This is a genomic window from Sphingomonas zeicaulis, assembly GCF_050433225.1.
In the GTDB taxonomy this organism is placed as follows: domain Bacteria; phylum Pseudomonadota; class Alphaproteobacteria; order Sphingomonadales; family Sphingomonadaceae; genus Sphingomonas_D; species Sphingomonas_D zeicaulis.
Genome location: NZ_JBNPXQ010000008.1, coordinates 298,084 through 319,814, shown reverse-complemented (window position 1 = coordinate 319,814; position 21,731 = coordinate 298,084). Strand labels below are relative to the sequence as shown.

Genomic DNA, 21,731 nt, shown 5'->3' with positions numbered 1-21,731 from the left:
TCACAGATCCTTCCGGCCGATCCACTTGTCGACCGTCTCCGGCACATGGTCGGCCAGCCGGTCGAGCAAATCCGCCACCGCATCGACCTCGATCAGCATCGAGCGATGCTCATCCTTCAGGAAGCCGCCGGTCACCATCGAATCGAGGAAGGTGATGAGCCCGTCATAATAGCCGCCGATGTTGAGCAGCGCGCAGGGCTTGGCGTGGTAGCCGAGCTGCGCCCAGGTCCACACCTCGAACAATTCCTCCATCGTGCCGATGCCGCCCGGCAGGCTGACGAACGCGTCCGACAGATCAGCCATCATCTGCTTGCGCTCATGCATCGAGGTGGTGATGTGAAGCTGGGTGACGCCGTGATGCGCGACCTCGCGATCGACCAGCGCCTGCGGGATCACGCCGATTACCTCGCCACCGGCCGCCAGCGCCGCATCGGCGACCGCGCCCATCAGCCCGACATTGCCGCCGCCATAGACCAGCCCGACGCCGGCCTGCGCCAGTTCGGTGCCGAGCGCACGGGCGCATTCGGCATGGATCGGATCGACGCCGAAGCTGGACCCGCAATAGACGGCTACGCGCATGACTGACTCCCTATACAGATCGGCGGGCTCATAGCCTGAGATCGCTCAGCATCAACGCCGCAGTCGCTTTCGCGCTGCCGACGACGCCGGGAATGCCGGCGCCCGGATGCGTGCCCGCGCCGACGAAATACATGTTGGGGATCTCGTCGTCGCGGTTGTGGGTGCGGAACCAGGCGCTCTGGGTAAGGATCGGCTCCAGGCTGAACGCGCTGCCAAGATGGGCGTTGAGATCGCGCCCGAAATCCGTGGGCGTGTAGTGGAATTTGGTGACGATGCGGCTGTGGATGTCCGGGATCAGCCGCTGCTCGATCTCGTCGAGGATGCGCTTCTCAAGGATCGGCCCCACCTGAGACCAGTCCACGGGCAGCTTGCCGAGGTGCGGCACGGGCGCCAGCGCATAGAAGGTCGAATGGCCTTCCGGCGCCATCGACGGATCGGTGACGGTGGGGTGGTGCAGATAGAGCGAGAAATCCTGCGGCAGCACGCCATGATCGTAGATGTCGTCGAGCAGCCCTTTGTAGCGCGGTCCGAACAGGATCATGTGGTGGGGAATGCCCGGCCAGCTGCCGCGAATGCCGAAATGGACGACGAACAGCGAGGGCGAGAAGCGCTTGTTGACCAGCTTCTGCCCGGCGCGGCGGCCGGCATTGTTGTTGCGCAGCAGATCGCGATAGGAGTGAACGACATCGGCGTTGCTCGCCACCGCATCGAAGCTGTCGCGCCAGCCGCTGGCTGTGACGATGCCCGTCACCTTGTCGCCGCGCGTCTCGATTTCGGTTACCGGATCGGACAGGCGCAACGTGCCGCCCAGCCGCTCGAAATGGCGGACCATGCCGGCCACCAACCGGTTGGTGCCGCCATCGGCGAACCACACGCCACCATCCTTTTCCAGCTTGTGGATCAGCGCGTAGATCGCGCTGGTCGTCATCGGATTGCCGCCGACAAGCAAGGTATGGAAGCTCAGCGCTTCGCGCAGCTTCTCATTCTTCACGAAGGACGAGACGATCGAATAGACCGAGCGCCACGCCTGATAGCGCGCCAGCGCGGGCGCCGCCTTCACCATCGAGGCGAAATCGAGGAAGGGCACATGGCCCAGCTTCTCATAGCCCTCGCGATAGACCCCGGCGCTATATTCGGTGAAGCGGCGATAGCCGTCGACATCCTGCGGGTTGAGTCGCGCGATCTCGGCGTTCAGCTTCGCCTCGTCGTTCGAATAATCGAAGTTGGTGCCGTCGCGCCAGTTGAGCCGATAGAAGGGGAAGACCGGGCGCAGCGTGACGTCGTCGGCCATGTCGTGCCCGCTGAGCGCCCAAAGCTCCTTCAGGCAGGCGGGATCGGTGATCACCGTCGGCCCGGCGTCGAAGGTGAAGCCGTCCCGCTCCCACACATAGGCGCGGCCGCCGGGGCGGTCCCGCCCCTCGATCAATATCGTCGAAACGCCCGCCGACTGCAGCCGGATCGCGAGCGCCAGTCCGCCGAATCCGGCGCCGATCACAGCAACCTTCTTGGTCATGCCCTTGCCTCTGCCCCCACCTGTCCACCGGCGATCGCACGGATCGCCCCCATCACCGGCACCGGCGGCTTCCCCGCGAGCAGCCGTGCCTTGTCCGCCAACGTCGAACGCGCCGCATAGAAGCGTTCGACCAGCCGTTCGTCGAGTCGATAGAAGCGCTCGAAGATGCGATAGCGCTCGTCTGCCGCCCCCGCACGGAACAGCATCTTCGCGAGCATCCTATAATAGCCGCGCTCTCGCCAGCGCGCGCGGGCATGTGCGTGCAGCCGATCGTGCAGCGCCGCGCCATCCACATCGGGCATGGCCGCGACCAGCAGCGCGGTCGCCACTGCGTCGGGCAGCGAATAGCCGGTGGTCGGATGGAACAGCCCGGCACGCACCCCGGCCTTGGCGACACCCTGCCCGCCCGAGCGCCAATAGCCCTCGAAATCGCCGCCCATCGCCACCGGCAACACGCCGGTTTCAGCCCGCCCGACGGACGCGACCGACCAGCCCTGCTCTGCGGCATAGGCTGCGATGCGGTCACCGATCGCAGCGGTGTCGAGCGCGGGACCGTCGCTGTAATATGTGTCTTCGACGAACACCCGATCGGGCGCGAAGGGCAGGCTGTAGACGAAGCGATAGCCGTCGATCTGCGGAACGCTGGCATCCATCACGATCGGCCGATCCAGCCCATGCGGCGCCGCCAGCACCAGTTCCTGGCCGACGAATTTCTGCCACCCGAGATCGAGCAGCGACAGGTCCCCCGCCCCGCGCGCGTCGATCAGCCCCGCCGCCTCGATCCGGCTGCCATCGTCGAGCACCGCTGCGGTTGTGCTGGTGGTGAGGACGCGGCGGCCGGTGCGGATGCGTTCGGCCGGCAGCGCCGCGCGCACGGCCTTGTCCAAGAGTTCGGACTCGATCGAATGATAGGTCGCGCGCAAGCTTCGCGCAAACGCCGGAAAGCACACATCATATCCCTGCCAGCGGTGCGCGATCAGCGGCGCGACCAATTCGACGCCGGCGGCATCGATATCCGAATCGAAGAAGGACCAGACATGGTTGCCGCCGATCGCCGCCTCGTCTCCGACCAGCACGACATCCAGTTCCGGACGGTGCCGCGCGAGTGCGAGCGCGATCAGGCCACCGGCCAGACCGGCGCCGACGATGAGGAGATCACAATCGCGCGTTCGAGCCATCGCGGGCGGGCATACACAGCTTTGCGGTCGAGGTGAAAGTCGCGATCTCGCAACCTCCGCAATTTGGACATGTTTCCCACTGTGCGCGCTACCGCCGAAACGCAAAAACGGGTACGCAGCGGCCGTGACCATCGCCCTCGCCATCGCGCTTTCCGCGCTTGCCATGACGCTGATCGTCGGCGTGCGTTATCTGATCGTGTCGGCCGGCTTCGCCTGGGGCACGCATCTGCGCCATCCGCGGCTCTATGCGGGGCTGGACCGGCAGATCCGCCGCGAAATCGGCTGGAGCCTTGCGTCGGCTGCGATTTACGGCTTGCCCGCAGGCATCGTCGCGTGGGGCTGGCAGAATCGCGGCTGGACGTTGATCTATGACGATGTCGCGGCCCGTCCGTTATGGTGGTTACCTGTCTCGGTGCTGGTCTATCTCTTCCTGCACGATACCTGGTTTTATTGGACGCATCGCTGGATGCACCGGCCTAAGCCGTTCCGCATCGCGCACGCCGTCCATCACGCCAGCCGTCCGCCTACAGCGTGGGCGGCGATGAGCTTCCATCCCTGGGAAGCCATGACCGGCGCGGTCGTCATTCCAGCGCTGGTGTTTTTTGTTCCCATCCATGTCGGCGCTTTGGCGCTTGTTTTGACCATCATGACGATTATGGGTGTCACCAATCACATGGGGTGGGAAATATTCCCCCGTTGGATCGTGCGGGGTAGGGCGGGCCGCTGGCTGATCACCGCCAGCCATCATCAGCGGCACCATGAGCGGTACAGGTGCAACTATGGTCTCTATTTCCGTATCTGGGACCGCCTCTGCGGGACGGATTCCGGGATCGGTACGTTCGACGGTAGCGAGAGCGGGGATGGCGCTGCTCGCGCTCGCCGTGCTACCGGGGGCGGTGCAGACCGGGGCGGTTGACGCGCAATTCGAAGGCCTGCGTTCCGACAAGGGCGTGCTGCGCATCTGCATCACCACCAACCCGGATCGCTTCCCCAACTGCAAGGGCGATCCCGCGGCGGTCACCCGCTCGGTAAGCGCCGCCAAGCCGCATCTGGACATTGCCGCGCTTCCCGCCGGCGAATATGCGATCGCCGTGGTTCATGACGAGAATGGCAATGGCAAGCTGGATACCTTCGCCGGCATTCCGCGCGAAGGCGTCGGCTTTTCGCGCAACCCCAAGCTCGCGTTCGGCCCGCCGCGCTTCGCCTCGGCACAGTTCGAAATATCGGGCACGGCCAAGCCGCAAAGCATTCGGCTGAAATATTTCCTTTAACGCCGTTTCGCTTCGTTCACGTTGCTGCAACCTTTCTCGCGTGTCGGCCGTTCTCGGCTGCAAGATTGGAAAGGATTTAACGTTTTGCAGCAGCATATCTCGATGCCTGGCAAGATCATTGCCCTGGCACTGTCCACCCTCGTCCTCATGGCCGCCGCGGCGCCCGTCTTTGCTTAGGACGTGCCAAGCCGCGAGCGCATGACAACCAGTGAGGGCGCCGTCCGGCGCGCTACCATTCGCTGATCGCGGACGGGGCAGACTGCACTCACAACGGTCGTGGCGCGCCGTTGCGCCCGACCCGACCTTCAACCTTCAACTTTGGTGAGCGCCGCGCGCAGCCAGTCCGGCGCCGCAGCGGCATCGATCGCCTCGACCCGCAAATGCTCCACCTTCAAACCGAGGTTGGGATAGAGGATGCGCGTCCGATCGGTCTGCTCGGCGCCCGGCGTCACCACGAGCCGCCGGTTCACCTTCTGCCGCCAGTTCATCCGCGCAGTATTCTCCTGCCCGACATAGCAGCCCTTGGAGAAACTGACGCCGTTGAGTTCGGCGGCGTTGCATTCCAGCCAGAGCGTCTTGTCCTGCCCCAGTTCCTCGACGCCCTCGGTGACGCCGAGCGCCAGCCGGTGCGCGGGCCAACCCTCGGCGGGCGCATCCCCAGGGGCGATCCAGCGGAAGCCAAGCGCGGCGAGGCGCGGATCGGGCAAGCCTTCGCCCGGTTCGGTTGACCAGTGGACGGCGAGCGAATCATCGCGCGCGATGGTGATCGGGCGGCGCAGCCGGTAGAGCGTCAGCCGGCGGGCCAGCGCGTCGATCTGGCTGGCCTCGCAGTCGATCAGAATATCGTCGCCATCGGCCCACAGGATGAAATCGAACAGCGCCTTGCCCTGCGCGGTCAGCAACCCCGCCCACACCGGCAAGGGCCCGGACACGTCATTGGTGACGAGGCCCTGGAGGAAGCCACGGACATCCTCTCCGGAGAGACGGAGCACGGCGCGATCGGCAAGGGTGGTCTGCGGCATGGCGCACAGGTAGGAAGGCCGGGCGCGGAAAGGAAGACATATGGCGACTTACGATCTCATCCTCAGGAACGGCACGGTGTGGACCCCGGGCGGGCCCGCCGAAGTCTCGGTCGGCGTGCGCGACGGGCGAATCGCGGCGATCGGCGTCGACGGCGATGCCGGCGAGACGATCGACTGCACCGGGCTGACGGTGCTGCCCGGCGTCATCGACAGCCAGGTCCATTTCCGCGAGCCGGGGCTGGAGCATAAGGAGGATCTCGAATCGGGCAGCCGCGCGGCGGTGCTCGGCGGCGTGACCGCGGTGTTCGAGATGCCCAATACCAAGCCCAACACGGACAGCGCCGAAGCGCTCAACCACAAGCTCGACCGTGCCTATGATCGGATGTGGTGCGACCATGCCTTCTATGTCGGCGCGACCTCGGCCAACGCGCCGATGCTCGCGGAACTCGAACGCCTGCCGGGCACCGCGGGGGTCAAGATCTTCATGGGCGCCTCGACCGGCGACCTGCTGGTTTCGGAAGACAGCGAACTGGCGCGCGTGCTCGCTTCCGGCCGCCGCCGCGTGGCGATCCACGCCGAGGATGAGGCGCGGATGCAGGAGCGCGCCGGCGAGCGGATCACCGGCGATCCCTCCAGCCATCCGGTATGGCGCGACGATGAGAGTGCGATGCTGGCGACGCGCCGCATCCTCACCCTCGCCCGCGCGGCCAGGCGACGGATCCACATCCTCCATGTGACGACGCCGGCCGAACTGGAAGTGATCGCCAACCACAAGGATGTCGCGACCTGCGAGGTGACGCCGCAGCACCTGACGCTGGCTGGCGAGGATGCCTATCCGCGCCTCGGCACCTATGCGCAGATGAACCCGCCGATCCGATCCGGCGCGCACCGCGACGGGCTTTGGCACTGGCTGAACCAGGGCGTGCCCGACGTGCTGGGTTCGGACCATGCGCCGCACACGCTGGAGGAAAAGGCGCAGGCCTATCCGGCCAGCCCGTCGGGCATGCCCGGCGTGCAGACCTTGCTCCCGCTGATGCTCGACCATGTCGCCAAAGGCCGGACGACCTTGCAGCGCGTGATCGAACTGACGTCCGCCGGGCCGCAGCGCGTGTTCAACATCGCCGGCAAGGGCCGCATCGCCGCGGGCTATGATGCGGACTTCACCATCGTCGACCTCAAGGCGCAATGGACGGTCGAGGAAAGCTGGCTCGCCAGCCGCTGCGGCTGGTCTCCCTTCACCGACATGGTGCTGACCGGCAAACCGATGGGCACGATCATCCGCGGCCGGCGGGTGATGTGGGATGGACAGTTGGCCAATGCCGCATCGGGCCGGCCGGTGCGGTTTGCGGAGACGGAGTTCGCGTAAGGAGCGGGAGGCGCGTCAAGCCCTCTCCCGCAGAAGTGCGGGAGAGGGTCGGGTGAGGGCGCGAGCGAAGCGAGCGTTCTTCGGCGCCGATCCATCGGCAGCCTCAGTGCACGAAGAACAAAAAAGAAGCCTCGCTACGCTCGGCCCCTCACCCAACCCTCTCCCGCGAAGTGCGGGAGAGGGCTCGGCGCGCGTCTCGAACATCTGAGGCTTTCCGACACCTTTCGGTGCCGAATCACCCGCTGCTGCTCACCCCTGGAGCTTCTGGTGGTGGCGGATCACTTCATCGATGATGAAGCGCAGGAATTTCTCGGTGAAGTCGGGATCGAGATTCGCGTCGCCGGCCAGCGCGCGAAGCCGGGCGATCTGGCGGTCCTCGCGGCCGGGATCGGCCGGCGGCAGCCCGGCCTGGGCCTTGTATTCGCCCACCGCCTGGGTGACCTTGAAGCGCTCCGCCAGCATGAACACCAGCGCCGCGTCGATATTGTCGATGCTCTCGCGGTACCGCTGCAACGTCTCGTCGGTCATCGTCACTCCCTTCACCCGGCGCCTTTGCGGCGCAGCCGGGCTGCTTTGCAAGGGCTATGTGCTTGCGTTCGACGCGCAGCCGCGCCAATGCGGGCAGGCATGAGCGCGACAGTACATCGTATGAACCCCTCGCGGCCGCCCTCGCTCGACGCGATGATCGGCCTCGTTGCGAGTGACATGAACGCCGTCAACCAGGTGATCCTGGCCCGGATGCAGTCGGAGATCCCGTTGATTCCCGAACTTGCCGGCCACCTGATCGCTGGCGGCGGCAAGCGCATGCGCCCGATGCTGACATTGGCGAGCGCCAGGCTGCTCGACTATACCGGATCGCGCCATCACAAGCTGGCCGCCGCGGTGGAGTTCATCCACACCGCGACGCTGCTGCACGACGATGTCGTCGACGGTTCGGGCATGCGTCGCGGCCGCCGCACCGCCAACATCATCTGGGGCAACCCGGCGAGCGTATTGGTGGGCGATTTCCTGTTCAGCCGTTCGTTCGAGTTGATGGTGGAGGAAGGCAGCCTCAAGGTGCTGCGGATTCTTTCCAACGCCAGCGCGGTCATCGCCGAGGGCGAGGTCAACCAGCTCACCGCGCAGCGCCGCATCGATCTGCACGAGGATCGTTATCTGGAGATCATCGGCGCCAAGACCGCTGCCCTGTTCGCCGCCGCCTGCCGCATCGCCGCGGTGGTCGCCGAGCGTGACGAGGCCGCCGAACTGGCGCTCGATTCCTATGGCCGCAATCTCGGCATCGCGTTCCAGCTCATCGACGACGCGATCGACTATGCGTCAGACGGGGCGACGATGGGCAAGGATGCGGGCGACGATTTCCGCGACGGCAAGGTCACCTTGCCCGTGATCCTGGCCTATGCGCGCGGGTCGGATGCCGACAAGGCGTTCTGGCGCGAAGCGATCGCCGGTCACCGGGTAAGCGACGAGGACCTCGCGCACGCCACCCAGCTTCTGCGTGACTGCGGCGCGATCGCCGACACCATGGCCCGCGCCCGTCTCTACGGTCAGCGCGCGATCGATGCGATCGGCGGCTTCCACGCCGGCACCGCCAAGGCGGCGATGGTCGAGGCGGTCGAATTCGCGGTCGCCCGGGCCTATTGATGCGGCGCCGCCGTGCGCCGCTTTCGGACGGATTCGACCGGGTGGGCCCGTTCCACCCCTATGTCGCGTTCGCCGGCGTTCTCCTGTTCGACCTCTCGGTGATCCTGATGGTGCTGGGCGGCTTCACGCTGATCGGTGACAAGGTCGAGGACATGATCTGGCCCGGCGGGCCGGAATGGGTGGAGTTGTAGGCTTCTGCGCCCCTCCCCTTTCCGGGAGGGGCGGAACACCTCACCCCATTTTGCCTTCGGACTGCTTCTTAAGCTCGTCGCGGATCTCCTTGAGGATATCGACCTCGCTGGGGCCCTTGGGCGCCGGCTTCGGCTTTTCGATCAGCTTGTTGGCGACGCGCACCAGCAGGAAGATGATGAAGGCCAGGATGACGAAGTTCACCGCGACGGTGATGAACTGGCCATAGCCGAACATCGGCACGCCTGCGGCCTTGAGGTCCGCATAGCTGGCCGCCGATCCCTTGAAGTCGGCCGGGATCGCGCCCAGCCGCACGAAATAGCCCGAGAAATCGAAGCCACCGAAGATCCATCCGATCACCGGCATGATGATATCCTCGGTCAACGAGGTGACGATCTTGCCGAACGCGGCGCCGATGATCACCGCCACGGCGAGATCGAGCACATTGCCGCGCGCGATGAAGGCCTTGAACTCGTTAAGCATGAACCGTCCCCTGACTGATCGCTCCTGCCGCCCCGCGCCCATGTGAACGGATCGGCCGGCGGATGGAACCCCTCATTGCGGCGCGGGCGGCGGTGCGGTACGCGGCAGGCACGAGACGATCGAGGGAGTATTTCGATGCCGTTCGCCCGCCGCCTGGCCACAGCGCTCGCCGCGCCTGCGCTGATCCTGTCGCTGTCGAGCTGCGGGATCAACTCCATCCCGACCGCCGAGGAAAATGCGAAGGCGCGCTGGGGCGACGTCGAGGCGGAGTATCAGCGCCGCGCCGACCTGATCCCAAACCTGGTGAAGACAGTGGAAGCCGCCGCTATCCAGGAGCGCACGACGTTGCGCGAGGTGACAGAGGCGCGCGCCAAAGCGACCTCCGTCCAGCTCAACGCCGAGGATCTTACCGATCCGGCGAAGGTCGAGGCGTTCGAGGCGGCACAGAACCAGCTGAGCGGCGCGCTTGGCCGGCTGCTGGTCGTCACCGAGAATTATCCGAACCTCAAGGCCAACGACAATTTCATCGCGCTCCAGAAAGAGCTGGCCGGCACCGAGAACCAGATCAACGTCGCCCGCCGCGATTATAACGGCGCGGTGCAGGCCTATAACACCGAGATCCGCACCTTCCCGTCGGTGATCGGCGCCAACATCATCTACGGCGCCAAGCCGATGACCCCGTTCAAGGCCGCGCCGGGCAGCGACAAGGCGCCGACCGTCGACTTCGGCGGCATCGCGAAGTAGCGCGATGCGCCTGTTGGGCGTCCTGCTGGCGTTTGTCGCCGCACTGATCGCCAACCCGGCAAACGCCCAGACCTTTCCTGAGCTCACCGGCCGGGTGGTCGACGCCGCAAACATCATCCCGCCGGCCGAGGAAGCGCAGCTCACCGCGGATCTCGAGGCGCTGGAAAAGCAGAACGGCCAGCAATTCGTGATCGCGACCGTCCCCAGCCTCGAGGGGCGGCCGATCGAGGATTATGGCTATCGGCTGGGGCGCGCCTGGGAAATCGGCCGCAAGGAGGTCAACGATGGCGTCATCCTCCTCATCGCGCCGAACGAGCGGAAGGTGCGGATCGAGGTGGGGTATGGCCTCACGCCGATTCTCACCAACGGGCTGACCGGGCTGATCGTCGAGAAGCAGATCCTGCCGCGCTTTCGCGACGGCGACATGCCCGGCGGCATCCGCGCCGGCGCCGATGCGGTGCTGGCGCAGCTTCGCCTGCCCGCCCCGCAGGCCGAGGCGCGCGCCAAGCGCATCCTCGCCGAACAGGCCAAGGAGGATGACGCCCCGAACTGGCTCGGCGTGGTGGTGCTGGTGATCCTGTTCTTCGCGGTGATCTTCATCCTTTCCCGCGCGCGGGGCGGCCGCAGCTATCGCGGCGGCGGCGCGCCGGTGATCATCTGGGGCGGCGGTGACAGCTGGGGATCGGGATCGTCGTGGAGCAGCGGCGGCGGATCGAGCTGGGGCGGTGGCGGCGGCTTTTCGGGCGGCGGCGGTTCGTTCGGCGGCGGCGGCGCATCGGGGAGCTGGTGATGGCGACGGGCTTCAAGACGCTGAGCGAGGCCGACCACCGGCTGGTGACCGACGCGGTGGGCGCGGCCGAGCGCGGCACCGACGGTGAGATCGTGACGATCGTCGCCGACCGGTCCGACGATTATCGCGACGTCGCGCTCGGCTGGGTGCTGGGTGTGGTGCTCGTCGTGCTGGCGCTGGCGGCGCTGCTGCCGGGGCATGTCACCTGGCTGTTTCACTGGATCGGTGGCGGCTGGGAAGAGACGATCGAGCCGGGCGAATTGCTGCCGGTGTTGCTCGCGGTAGCCGCGATCAAGGCGGTGGCCGCGTGGCTGCTGCTGGCTTGGCAGCCGCTGCGGCTTGCGCTGACGCCGCGCGGCATGAAGACGCGGCGGGTGCATGCGCGTGCGATGCAGCTCTTCAAGGTCGGCGCGGAGTATCGCACGCGCGGCCGCGTCGGCGTGCTGATCTATCTGTCCGTCGCCGAGCATCGGGCCGAGATCGTCGCCGACAGCGCGATCGCCGCCAAGGTCACCGCCGAATGTTGGGGGGACGCGATGGCGGCGATGATCGGCCATGTCCGCGCCGGGCGCCCCGGCGAGGGCATGGCGGAAGCGGTGGCACAGGTCGGCGTGGTGCTGGCCAGGCATTTCCCGAAGAGCGAGGATGATGTGAACGAACTTCCTGACCGGCTGATCGAGCTATGACGCCAGAAGAACGCAACGCCACCCCCGAGGAGATCATGTGGGCCGGGCGGTTCATTACCGCCAAGCGCCGTGGCCAATGGGAATATGTCGGCCGCTCACGCGGCATCGAGGCGGCGGTGATCGTCGCGATCGACGATGAACGGCACGTCCTGCTCGTCGAGCAATATCGCGTGCCCATCGGCGCCTATTGCCTGGAGCTGCCCGCCGGCCTGGTCGGCGACGAGACCAGCGGCGAGGCGGTGGAGATCGCCGCGGGCCGCGAACTGGAGGAAGAGACCGGCTATCGCGCCGGACGGCTGGAACATGCCGGCCATTTCGCTTCCTCGCCCGGTATGGTCTCGGAGACCTTCACCCTCGTGATCGCGCATGATCTGGAGAAGGTGGGCGATGGCGGCGGCGTGGAGGGGGAGAATATCACCGTCCACCGGGTGCCGCTGGACGACATCGCCGCCTTCGTCGCGCAGAAGCGTGCAGAGGGTCTGGTGATCGACGTGAAGATGCTGTTGTTGCTGGCTTCGGGCCTGATCGGGTAAGATTCCCGGGAGGCGCGTTGCGGGCGTCCTTCACGAGCGCCCGTCACGCGACTCGTCCCTCGACTGCGCTCGGGACGAACGGAGGGGGCAACGTGCCTCTGTAAACTCCGTTCGTCCCGAGCGCAGTCGAGGGACGAGTCACACGAAGGCAGCCCCCTTATTTCGCGTCCAGCACCACCAGCGCCACGCCCTGCCGCGGCAGGCGCAGGTCGAGGCTCGCCGCCCCGCGCGCGCCCTTCTTCACCGTCACCGCCTCCGCCTGCATCCGCGACGCGGCCTCGAGCTGCGCATATTGCTTCTCATCGGGCGATTGCGGCGATCCCATCTTCTGCCACGCGGTGAAGGCGTTGCCATGGTCGCGATCGACCAGCCAGAGTTGCGCGCTCGCGGGCGCCGCCTTCAGCCCCTTGAGCGCGATCGTCACCGCCGCGTCCGGGCCGGCGACATCATCGTCATGATAATGCCAGACGAGCAGCGCGACCTTGCCGTCCGCCGTGCGCGTCGCGATCGTGCCGATGTCGGCGGCGCCGAGGACGCCATCCTTCATCGCCGCCTCCAGCGGCACCTGCGCGTCGCTGACTGCCGTCAGCCTGGTTTCGCCGAGCTGCGCGAACATGCGGAAGACGTTGAGCACCGGCAGGTCGACGCCGTTGGTGGATAGCTGGCGATAGCCGGCGAACCAGGGCTGGTCCTCGAACTCGAACGACCAGGAGAGCACGCCTTCCAGATTGACCTTGCGCTTCGCCGCCAGCTCCCAGATCCGCGCGAAGCTCGCCGCGGTGTAGCTCGAATACATGGTGCCGTTGCGATAGGCGTTCTGCGGCCCCGGGCAGGCGGCGCAGCCTTCCGGATCGCTCTCCCCGATCACCACCGGCTTGGTCGCGAGCGACGGCACCGAGAGCATTTTGGTAAAGCCCTCATTGGTGCCGCGCAGATGCGTTGCCAGCCCCATGCGGACATGGCCGTCGACGAAGCTCGGCTTCCCCTTGGCATGGAAGGACAGGAAATCGGTGGGCGTGCCGACTTCGCCGGTCGCATGATTGCGGCCCGACGACACATGTTTGAGGAAGCCGTCCATGAAGGCGCCGCCGGGCCCTGCGGTGTCCGCGCCGCCGACCCGTGCATTGGGCAGCGCGCGGCGCACGCCGGAGATCGCATAGTCGTGCAGCTTGTAGAAATCCTCAGCCGAACCCTTCCAGTAATAGGGCGAGTTGGCCTCGTTCCATACCTCGAAGTACCAGGTGGCGACCTCTTCGGCGCCGTAGCGCTCCACATTGTGCCTGGTCCATTGATAGACCAGTTCGCCCCACTTCGCATAATCCTTGGGCGGGTAGGCCCAGCCGGTCGCGACCAGCCCATAATCGAAGCCCGGCCGCCAGAGATGCTGGTAGGGCGTGCCGGCGGGCGCGGAGGACATCGCCTCGGGCGTGAAGCCGATCTGCAGATAGGGGCGCACGCCGCGCGCCAGATAGGTGTCGATGATGTTGTCGACGATCGTCCAGTCATAGACCGGCTTGCCGTCCTTGGTTTCGGTATACGCGTTGGTGCTGCCCCATTTGAACGCCGCGGTGCCATCCCCGCTGCTCAGCAGGTTGTGCGCGCGGAAATAAACCTGGCGGGGCCTGAGCTTGCCGAGTTCAACCAGCAGTTTGCGGCCGTCCTTCATCGTCGCGTAATTGGGCTCGTCCGCTCCGAAGAAGCGCCACACCGGCGGCAGGCTGCCATCCGTGTTGCCCGCATCGACGCTGATCGTTACCGGGCGCGCCGGTTCGGGCGGCTGGGCCTGCGCCCCCTGCGGCAGCCCGCCCAGCATCATCAGCGCGGCAAGCGCCGTCATCGGCCTGAACATCCCGTATCTCCCTCTCCCAAGGACACCATTCAAGCGATTTATCATATCAAAACAAGGCCAAACGGCGATCTGCCCCCCGAAAACCCTGAGGGCGGCATAAGGAATTGTTGCGGCACCGGCATCGCGTAGTGATTGGGACGCCCGAACATAACAGCGTGCAGGGATATGGCCGTCTCCAGCTCCGTCTACACCAAGCATCTCGTGCGCGCGGTGCCGCCGCGCGACGCGGTGCCCGTGCATCTGCTGGTGGGCGAGGAGCGGAAGCGCCTCGACGTCGGCCGACCGATGGATTTCAACGACATCACCTTGCTGTCGGGCACCGCCTGTTCGAAGCGCACCGAGGATCTCGGCGCGCTGGGGCCGCGCACGCTGGCGAAGCGGTCGATCAGCCGGTGGGGGCGACCGATCGAGGCCGGCTATTTCTTCGACACGCGCTACAAGGAACCGAACAACATCTCGCACCTGCTGATGGACATCCTTCCATTGTGCCTGTGCGTGAAGGCGGCGGTGCCCGACGCCCGCTTCATCTTCCGCCCGCTGGAGCCGCGCTTCCGTGAACTGCTGGAGCATTTCGGCATTGACCCGATCAGCACCTACCGCCCGGTCAGCGGCAAGCAACTGAGCTTCCGCCTCTCTCGCGGACTTTCGCAATATGAGATCACGGGGAGCTTCGACGCACCGGTCTACAGCTATACGGGCGAGGTCTATGACGCGTATATCGCGGAGCGGAGCGGCCCCGCGAAGATCTTCGTGTCGCGCCGCGGGCCACGGTCACCGGTGAATGCGGATGCGCTCCACGCCTTTCTGGAGGCGCGCGGTTTCCGCATCGTTTATATGGAAGACCATCCGATCGCCGAGCAGATCGCGCTGATGCAGGGCGCCGAGGAAGTGGTGGCGATCCACGGCGCGGCGATCGCCTATCTCGCGCTCAAGACGCATACCCGCACCTTCGTCGAGCTCATGCCGCCGCACGTTTATCATGATCATTTCGCGATCGGCATCGGTCACAAGGTGCGCAATTTCTACCAGCTCATCCCCAGCTTCGACGATGATGTGCAGTTCACCGGCTGGTCGGCGATCTTCGGCCACAAGCAGCAGCCCTTCAGCGTCGACCTGACGCAACTGGGCATCGCGCTGGACAGCTGAGCCAGCGCAGCCTCAGCGCAGCAGCGCCGCGGCGTCGGCCAGCCTGACGTCGTGCATCTGGTCGAGATAGGCTTCGTAATAGCCCTTGTGCGAGGCGCCGACGATCGCAAGCAGGCGGGCGCCGGGGCGCTGGGCCAGCACGTCGCGGATGTTGGCGACCATCCGCAGGTTGCGGGTTTCCCACCAGCCGACATAGGAGCGCCCGAAGCCCTGGGGTGACGGTTCGGTGAGCGCCGCGCCGAAGTCGGATCGAAAGGCCGTCTCGGCGGCGCCCGGATCATTATAGGCGCGATAAAGTGCCATCACCCCGTCCGGCTGCATCACTCCGGCCTCCAGCCGCTGGTCCTCGGCGCGCCGCGCCAGCGCGGCGGGATTGTTCCAGGCCGCCATGATCGCCGCCTCATAGGCCTTTGGGTCGGCGGGGTCGGGCTGGTCGGCGCTGTGATCGTCGACGCACCACACGCGTTCGAGCCCGAGCCGCGCGGCGAGCGCCGCCGCGACCAGGAAACTCTCGTTGCGGCGGTCCTTGAGCGTGTCGAGCCGCGCGGCCAGCGCCGCATCCATCCCCTCCCCCGCCGTCCGCTCCGCTGGCGGCAGGCGCAGCCATTGCACCAGCGCGGATGCGGGCTCCCCGGCCGCGAGGAACAAAGCCGCCAGCCGCCGCCGCCGCGCGGGTGTCGGCACCGCCGGCCAGTCCGCCAGCATCTGTTCGGCGGCGGCGTTGGCGGCGGGCACATCGAGCCCGGTCGCGGTGCCCGCGGCGGTGGGGTCCGGGCAATAATCCTTCACCGTCGCGGCATAGCGCGCCGGATAGCGGCGCAGGCTGTCGCACTGCAGGCCGGACAGATTCTCGATCGCGATCGCGGTCGGCCGCCACGCCGCCAGCCGATCGAGCAAGGGCCCCAGCGCCTCGGCGCGGAAGCTGTCCCGGAAGCCCGAGAGATGCGGCGTGCCCAGCACCAGCACATCGTTGGGCGTGGCGGTGGCGGGGGCTTTGTGGCGGCCGGGCTGGAAGGCGGGACGATACTCGCCCTCCGCCGCACGTACGACGCCCGATGCCGCGATCATGCCGGCGAGCGCCAAGGCGGTGACCGCCGATCGAAAAAGCGGATGATGCATGACGCCCCCTGCCTGGCGAATATGGAGGGGGTGCTAGACCGACTGTATTACTTCGTCAACACACCTGTGACACAGGCAGCGGACGCATGCGCGCCCGCCGCCTGCGCAACCCGGGTTCAAACGCCTTCGAGCAGCCGCTCGCGCTTGATCTTCTCACGCCACACCAGCGGTGCAGTATGATGCACACTCTCTCCGGTGGCATCGACCGCGACCGTCACCGGCATGTCCTTCACGTCGAACTCGTAGATCGCCTCCATGCCGAGATCCTCGAAGCCGACGACCTTGGCACCCTTGATCGCGCGCGCGACCAGATAGGCCGCACCGCCGACCGCCATCAGATAGGCGGCCTTGTGCTCGCGGATCGCCTCGATCGCGGCGGGGCCGCGTTCCGCCTTGCCGACCATCGCGATCAGCCCGGTCTTCTCCAGCATCATGCCGGTGAACTTGTCCATGCGGGTGGCTGTGGTGGGGCCGGCGGGGCCTACCACCTCGTCGCGCACCGGATCGACCGGGCCGACATAGTAGATCACGCGGCCCTTGAAATCGACGGGCAGTTCCTCGCCCTTGGCCAGCATATCCTGGATGCGCTTGTGCGCGGCGTCACGGCCGGTGAGCATCTTGCCGTTGAGCAGCAGCCGGTCCCCCGGCTTCCAGGTGGCGACGATCTCAGGCGTCAGCGTGTCGAGATCGACACGGATCGACTCCTTGGAGGGCGTCCATTCCACCTTCGGCCATTCGTCGAGGCTCGGCGGCTCCAGATAGGCGGGGCCCGAGCCATCGAGGTGGAAATGCGCGTGGCGGGTGGCGGCGCAATTGGGAATCATCGCGATCGGCTTGGACGCGGCGTGCGTCGGATAATCCATGATCTTGACGTCGAGGATGGTGGCGAGGCCGCCCAGCCCCTGGGCGCCGATGCCGAGCGCATTGACCTTGTCGAAGATCTCGATGCGCAGCCGCTCGATATCCGTCTGCGGCCCGCGCTGCTTGAGCTGCGCCATGTCGATATCGCCCATCAGCGATTCCTTGGCGAGCGTCATCGCCTTTTCGGCGGTGCCGCCGATGCCGATGCCGAGCATGCCCGGCGGGCACCAGCCCGCGCCCATTTTCGGGACCATCTCCAGCACCCAGTCGACGATCGACTCGCTCGGGTTGAGCATCGCGAATTTGGACTTGTTCTCCGAACCGCCGCCCTTGGCCGCGACCTGCACCTCGACATGATGGCCCGGCACCATCTCGACGTTGAGCACCGAGGGGGTGTTGTCCTTCGTGTTGACGCGGCTGAACGCGGGATCCTTCAGGATCGAGGCGCGCAGGCGGTTTTCCGGGTGGAGATAGGCGCGGCGCACGCCCTCATCGACAACCTCCTGCAGCGATTTCTCGCTGTCCAGCATACACTGCTGGCCCCATTTGATGAACACGGTGACGATGCCGGTATCCTGGCAGATCGGGCGATGCCCCTCGGCGCACATGCGGCTGTTGGTCAGGATCTGCGCGATCGCATCCTTCGCGGCCGGGCCCTGTTCGGCCTCATAAGCCGCGCCGAGCGCGCGGATGTAGTCCATCGGATGGTAGTAGCTGATATATTGAAGCGCGTCCGCGACGCTCTCGACGAGGTCGGCTTCCTTGATGATGACGGTCATGCGATCCCCGCTGGCTGGCTGAGTCCCGGCCGCCGTAAACCCATTATGTGGGTTTGGGGAAGTCTGGATGAGCACTGGCACGGCGGTTCCAGGGCCAAGGCCCGAAGCGAGCCGCACATCTTGCCTGCCTGCCCGTCACTAAGTCTCGGCAGATTCACTCGATTTTGGTTCAAAACCCGCTGTCGATGACCCGCGCGCCGTGGTAGATCGCGCTGGGGTTTTGCGAAGGGGAATAAGTTGGTCGACTATGTGGGTGGTTCCGGGAACGACAGGTTCACCGGTGGGGTTGGCGCGGATACGGCGCAGGGGCTGGATGGCGACGACTGGCTCGATGGCGCCGGTGGCAACGACATTCTCAACGGCGGTCGCGGGGACGACCTGCTGATCGGGGGCGCGGGCGACGATCAGCTCGACGGTGGGGCCGGTGTCGACACCGCCTCGTACGAGACCGCGGCCTCCGCGGTTCGCGTCAACCTCGCAGTCATCGGCACCAATGTCTCGGGCGGCGCCGGCCGCGATCGACTGACCGCCATCGAGAATCTGATCGGCTCGCGCTTTGCCGACACGCTGACCGGTGACGCCGGCCGCAACGTGCTCGACGGTAACGGCGGCAACGACCTCCTCAACGGCGGCGGTGGCAACGACCTGCTTAATGGCGGCGCTGGCATCGACACCGCATCGTTCGCGGGCGCCGTCGCAGGCGTGTTCGCCAATGTCGCGACGGGCAGCACCGGCGGTGCCGGCAACGACCAGTTCATCTCGATCGAGAATCTGATCGGGTCGAGCTATGACGACACCCTGATCGGAGACGCGGGTGCGAACAGCCTTGTCGGTTCGGTCGGCAACGACCTGCTGATCGGCGGGCTGGGGGATGACACGCTGGACGGCGGCGTGGGCATCGACACCGCGAGCTACGCCGATGCGACTGGCGCGATCACCGTCAACCTCCTGCTGAGTTTCCAGGAGACCGGCGGTGCTGGGCGGGATCGGCTGATCAGCATCGAGAATGTGACCGGATCGGCCCATGACGACAAGCTGACCGGCAATGCGCTGTCGAACACGCTGATCGGCGGCCTCGGCGACGACATTCTCAACGGCGGCCTCGGCAACGATGTGCTCGACGGCGGAGCAGGCATCGATACCGCAACCTACGCCGATGCCGCGGTGGGTGTGAAGGTCAGCCTGCTGATCACCGGCGCACAGACCACCGGCGTCGGCGCCGACCGGCTAATCGGGATCGAGAACCTGACCGGTTCTGCGTTCGATGACGTTCTTACCGGCGACAACCGCGCCAACACTCTGACGGGCGGCGCCGGCAACGACCTGCTCAACGGCGGCCTCGGCAATGACGTGCTCAACGGTGGTGCGGGCATCGATACCGCAAGCTATGAAGGCGCGCGCGACCGGGTGATCGTCGACCTGCTGCAGACCGGTGCGCAGAATACGGCCAGTTCCGGCCTCGACACGCTGATCTCGATTGAGAACGTCATCGGCACCGCGTTCGATGATGTGATCACCGGCAATTCGCAGGCGAACCTGCTCTCGGGCGGTCTCGGTAACGATCATCTCGATGGCGGATCGGGCGCCGACACGCTGAACGGCGGCAACGGCAACGACAGGCTCACGGGGGCAGGCGGCAATGACGTGCTCGATGGCGGCGCAGGCCAGGACTGGCTGTTCGGCGGGCTGGGCGCCGATCGACTGACTGGCGGCGCAAGCTTCGACCGCTTCGTCTACACGAGCGCAGCGGACAGCGCGGTTGACGCCGCGGACCGGATCACAGACTTCGCCAAAGGTGACGTGCTCGACCTGTCGGCCGTCGATGCCAACAGCCTGGTCCGCGGCGACCAGACGTTCAGCATCGTTTCCGCCTTCACGCGCACCGCGGGCGAACTGTTCCTGCAATACAACCCCAACAGCGACACCACGCTGCTCCGCGGCGACACCAACGGCGATGGCGTGGCCGACATGCTGATTCTGTTCACCGGTGACGTGCGGGCGCTGACGACGGACTGGGTACTCTGATCCCGGCGCTCTACGCTGAGATTGAGTAGATTTTGGAACGGCGGCCGATCGGCCGCCGTTCTTCTTTCAGGTTGAGGAAGACCCCGAAAAAACCGGGGACGTCGACAGGTCGGTCACTCACTTCACCGGAAAGAAATGCGCATAGGGCGCCGCCGCTGCCAGCACCGGCACCACTGACGGCCGCGCTTCCAGCCGAGCGAGATAGTCGCCGAGCCACGGATGCGTCGCGCGGAAGGCCTCGACCTTGTCGGCATAATGGAGCGAGGGCATCGCCGCGCAGTCGACCATGGTGAACGCGTCGCCCGCCGCCCAGGCCCGCCCGGCCAGTCGCGCTTCCAGCATGTCATAGGCCCTGCGCAGCGCGGCGCGGGCGCGGGCGATGTCGGCGGCGTCGCGCTCGGGTTCGGGTCGGAGATGTTCGAACACCACCTGCTGCATCGGCGTCATCACATCATTGTCGAACAGCCGGTCGAGCAGCCGCACCTCCAGCGCTGCATCCCGATCGGCAGGGATCGCGGCGAAGGCGCCAGGATGGCGCGTCGTGACATATTCGATGATGATGCTGGTTTCGGGCAGCACAACGTCATGCGCCGCATCCACCAGCACCGGGAAGCGCTGCATCGGCCACAGCGCAGCAAGCTCGGCGCCGACCGCAGCGTCGCCGGGATCGACCTGGCGCAGCCCATAATCCACGCCATGTTCGTTGAGCGCGACCAGCGCCTTCCAGCAGTAGGAGGAGAGCGGGTGGTAATAGAGCGTCAGCGCGGTCACGCGGACTTCCCTTCGCGATTGCGCGCATAGCGCAGGATGACCGCGCCGGTATCGAGCGTGCGACTGTCGATCAACGTCAGATCCTGCCGCGCAAATTCGGTGCCGAACAGCCTTTTGCCCCCGCCCCACAACACCGGCAGCAGCATCAGCATATATTCGTCGACGACATCCGCCGCGACGAGGCCCGCCACCATCTGCGCGCCGCTGAACGCATAGATGTCGCCATCGATCTCCGCCTTGAGCTGCGCCACCCGCGCTTCGACATCGGTGGCGATCGTCGCGTTCCAGCCGGGATCGCCGGTCAAGGTGCGCGAGAAGACCGTCTTGGGCAGCGCGTTCATCACCGGCGCGTAGGAAATCTCCACTGCCGGCCCTTCCGGGTCGCTCCAGAAGCCGGCATTGAACTGGAAATTGACGCGTCCGTAGATCAGGTGCTTCGCCGTGCCGAGCGAATGGCCCGACCAGTGGCGCTCGACCTCGGCGGACCAGGCCGGCCCCTCGAAGCCGGTCGGCGGCTCGATGTAGCCATCCAGGCTGGTGAATGCCGACACGATCAGCCGCCCCATCGATCCTCTCCTTACCGCTTGCGATTCACAACCAGTTACGCAGGACTATGACCACCGATTGCATTTTGCAAGTGGTTTGATATCGTGCCGCGATGAATGATGTGATGCGATCGGGCTGCCCGATCAATCTGACGCTGGAGGTGCTGGGCGATCGGTGGAGCCTGATCGTCATCCGCGACATGATGTTTGGCAATCGCCGCCACTTCCGCGAATTGCTGACTGCGTCGGAGGAAGGCATTGCTTCCAACATCCTTGCCGACCGGCTGAAGAAATTGCTGGCATCGGGTCTGGTGACGAAGGCGGACGATCCGAGCCATAAGCAAAAGTCGATCTACAGCCTGACCGAAGCGGCGATACAGCTGGTACCGGTGATGGCGCATATGGGGGCGTGGGGGCGGCGGCACCGGCCGGTCTCCCGCGAACTCTCGATCCGCGCACAGGTGCTGGAAGAAGGCGGCCCCGCGATGTGGGCGGATTTCATGGACGAACTGCGCGCACTGCATCTGGGCGCGCCGGTGCCGGAAGGCCGTTCGGTGTGGGATCGGCTGCGCGCGGCCTATGAGGCGGTGCTGGCGGAGGCCGGGCAAGGCTGATCGCGTTTCGAATGTAACGAACATATT

Annotated in this window: 23 protein-coding genes; 12 read left to right on the top strand and 11 right to left on the bottom strand. The window is 66.1% G+C overall.

Annotation, left to right across the window (positions count from 1 at the left end):
* The 3 genes from FHS96_RS23570 to crtY are packed head-to-tail and all read right to left on the bottom strand — an operon-like array spanning nt 1 to nt 3,270.
* A complete protein-coding gene (locus FHS96_RS23570; protein WP_429597790.1) occupies nt 1–579 on the bottom strand; it encodes an LOG family protein in 579 nt (192 codons plus the stop codon).
* A gap of 28 nt (nt 580–607) precedes the next feature.
* Nucleotides 608–2,092, bottom strand: a complete 1,485-nt coding sequence (locus FHS96_RS23565; RefSeq protein ID WP_429597788.1) for a phytoene desaturase — start codon at nt 2,090–2,092, stop codon at nt 608–610.
* On the bottom strand, nt 2,089–3,270 hold the full coding sequence (crtY, locus tag FHS96_RS23560; protein ID WP_429597786.1) for a lycopene beta-cyclase CrtY: 1,182 nt from the start codon (nt 3,268–3,270) through the stop codon (nt 2,089–2,091). The genes FHS96_RS23565 and crtY overlap by 4 nt, the downstream gene beginning before the upstream one ends.
* Before the next feature lie 163 nt (nt 3,271–3,433).
* Here crtY and FHS96_RS23555 point away from each other — a divergent pair, with 163 nt between their 5' ends.
* Nucleotides 3,434–4,186 (top strand): sterol desaturase family protein, encoded by a 753-nt coding sequence (locus tag FHS96_RS23555; RefSeq protein ID WP_429597852.1) that lies wholly within the window; start codon nt 3,434–3,436, stop codon nt 4,184–4,186.
* Entirely contained in the window at nt 4,131–4,541 is a 411-nt protein-coding gene (locus FHS96_RS23550) for a DUF2141 domain-containing protein (protein ID WP_429597784.1), read from the top strand. Before FHS96_RS23555 ends, FHS96_RS23550 begins: the two co-directional genes overlap by 56 nt.
* A 305-nt stretch (nt 4,542–4,846) precedes the next feature.
* On the opposite strand, the gene ygfZ is transcribed toward FHS96_RS23550, so the two are convergent.
* Nucleotides 4,847–5,563, bottom strand: coding sequence for a CAF17-like 4Fe-4S cluster assembly/insertion protein YgfZ (gene ygfZ, locus FHS96_RS23545; protein WP_429597782.1), 717 nt, complete (start codon nt 5,561–5,563; stop codon nt 4,847–4,849).
* A gap of 40 nt (nt 5,564–5,603) precedes the next feature.
* Here ygfZ and FHS96_RS23540 point away from each other — a divergent pair, with 40 nt between their 5' ends.
* A complete protein-coding gene (locus FHS96_RS23540; protein WP_429597780.1) occupies nt 5,604–6,929 on the top strand; it encodes a dihydroorotase in 1,326 nt (441 codons plus the stop codon).
* A 249-nt stretch (nt 6,930–7,178) separates the two neighbouring features.
* On the opposite strand, the gene FHS96_RS23535 is transcribed toward FHS96_RS23540, so the two are convergent.
* A complete protein-coding gene (locus FHS96_RS23535) occupies nt 7,179–7,457 on the bottom strand; it encodes a chorismate mutase (RefSeq protein ID WP_429597778.1) in 279 nt (92 codons plus the stop codon).
* 99 nt (nt 7,458–7,556) lie between these two features.
* Here FHS96_RS23535 and FHS96_RS23530 point away from each other — a divergent pair, with 99 nt between their 5' ends.
* Nucleotides 7,557–8,570 (top strand): polyprenyl synthetase family protein, encoded by a 1,014-nt coding sequence (locus FHS96_RS23530; RefSeq protein ID WP_429597776.1) that lies wholly within the window; start codon nt 7,557–7,559, stop codon nt 8,568–8,570.
* Entirely contained in the window at nt 8,570–8,761 is a 192-nt protein-coding gene (locus FHS96_RS23525) for a hypothetical protein (RefSeq protein ID WP_429597774.1), read from the top strand. Before FHS96_RS23530 ends, FHS96_RS23525 begins: the two co-directional genes overlap by 1 nt.
* A gap of 40 nt (nt 8,762–8,801) precedes the next feature.
* Here the strand turns inward: FHS96_RS23525 and mscL are convergent, their stop codons facing one another.
* On the bottom strand, nt 8,802–9,242 hold the full coding sequence (mscL, locus tag FHS96_RS23520) for a large conductance mechanosensitive channel protein MscL (protein WP_429597772.1): 441 nt from the start codon (nt 9,240–9,242) through the stop codon (nt 8,802–8,804).
* Between the two features lie 135 nt (nt 9,243–9,377).
* Here mscL and FHS96_RS23515 point away from each other — a divergent pair, with 135 nt between their 5' ends.
* From FHS96_RS23515 to FHS96_RS23500, 4 genes are read left to right on the top strand one after another with little or no spacing between them, the layout of a single operon-like run.
* Nucleotides 9,378–9,986 (top strand): LemA family protein, encoded by a 609-nt coding sequence (locus FHS96_RS23515; RefSeq protein WP_429597770.1) that lies wholly within the window; start codon nt 9,378–9,380, stop codon nt 9,984–9,986.
* A 4-nt stretch (nt 9,987–9,990) separates the two neighbouring features.
* The gene (locus tag FHS96_RS23510; RefSeq protein WP_429597768.1) at nt 9,991–10,776 is read left to right on the top strand and encodes a TPM domain-containing protein; all 786 of its coding nucleotides are present in this window, start codon (nt 9,991–9,993) and stop codon (nt 10,774–10,776) included.
* Entirely contained in the window at nt 10,776–11,462 is a 687-nt protein-coding gene (locus FHS96_RS23505) for a TPM domain-containing protein (protein ID WP_429597766.1), read from the top strand. Before FHS96_RS23510 ends, FHS96_RS23505 begins: the two co-directional genes overlap by 1 nt.
* Nucleotides 11,459–11,995, top strand: a complete 537-nt coding sequence (locus FHS96_RS23500; RefSeq protein ID WP_429597764.1) for an NUDIX hydrolase — start codon at nt 11,459–11,461, stop codon at nt 11,993–11,995. The genes FHS96_RS23505 and FHS96_RS23500 overlap by 4 nt, the downstream gene beginning before the upstream one ends.
* Before the next feature lie 157 nt (nt 11,996–12,152).
* Here FHS96_RS23500 and FHS96_RS23495 read toward each other — a convergent pair whose 3' ends face one another.
* On the bottom strand, nt 12,153–13,844 hold the full coding sequence (locus FHS96_RS23495; protein WP_429597762.1) for a GH39 family glycosyl hydrolase: 1,692 nt from the start codon (nt 13,842–13,844) through the stop codon (nt 12,153–12,155).
* Between the two features lie 165 nt (nt 13,845–14,009).
* Between FHS96_RS23495 and FHS96_RS23490 the strand changes: the two genes are divergently transcribed.
* Nucleotides 14,010–14,990 (top strand): glycosyltransferase family 61 protein, encoded by a 981-nt coding sequence (locus tag FHS96_RS23490; protein ID WP_429597760.1) that lies wholly within the window; start codon nt 14,010–14,012, stop codon nt 14,988–14,990.
* Nucleotides 14,991–15,002: 12 nt separating this feature from the next.
* Here the strand turns inward: FHS96_RS23490 and FHS96_RS23485 are convergent, their stop codons facing one another.
* Nucleotides 15,003–16,109, bottom strand: coding sequence for a DUF5694 domain-containing protein (locus FHS96_RS23485; RefSeq protein WP_429597758.1), 1,107 nt, complete (start codon nt 16,107–16,109; stop codon nt 15,003–15,005).
* Between the two features lie 116 nt (nt 16,110–16,225).
* A complete protein-coding gene (locus FHS96_RS23480; protein ID WP_429597756.1) occupies nt 16,226–17,749 on the bottom strand; it encodes a fumarate hydratase in 1,524 nt (507 codons plus the stop codon).
* Nucleotides 17,750–17,986: 237 nt separating this feature from the next.
* Here FHS96_RS23480 and FHS96_RS23475 point away from each other — a divergent pair, with 237 nt between their 5' ends.
* Nucleotides 17,987–19,774: a M10 family metallopeptidase C-terminal domain-containing protein gene (locus tag FHS96_RS23475; RefSeq protein WP_429597754.1), complete on the top strand. Its 1,788-nt coding sequence runs from the start codon at nt 17,987–17,989 to the stop codon at nt 19,772–19,774.
* Nucleotides 19,775–19,891: 117 nt separating this feature from the next.
* Here the strand turns inward: FHS96_RS23475 and FHS96_RS23470 are convergent, their stop codons facing one another.
* Nucleotides 19,892–20,545, bottom strand: a complete 654-nt coding sequence (locus FHS96_RS23470; protein ID WP_429597752.1) for a glutathione S-transferase family protein — start codon at nt 20,543–20,545, stop codon at nt 19,892–19,894.
* On the bottom strand, nt 20,542–21,111 hold the full coding sequence (locus FHS96_RS23465; protein WP_429597750.1) for a dihydrofolate reductase family protein: 570 nt from the start codon (nt 21,109–21,111) through the stop codon (nt 20,542–20,544). The genes FHS96_RS23470 and FHS96_RS23465 overlap by 4 nt, the downstream gene beginning before the upstream one ends.
* A 104-nt stretch (nt 21,112–21,215) precedes the next feature.
* Between FHS96_RS23465 and FHS96_RS23460 the strand changes: the two genes are divergently transcribed.
* Nucleotides 21,216–21,704: a winged helix-turn-helix transcriptional regulator gene (locus FHS96_RS23460; protein ID WP_429597748.1), complete on the top strand. Its 489-nt coding sequence runs from the start codon at nt 21,216–21,218 to the stop codon at nt 21,702–21,704.
* The last annotated feature ends 27 nt before the right edge of the window (nt 21,705–21,731 follow it).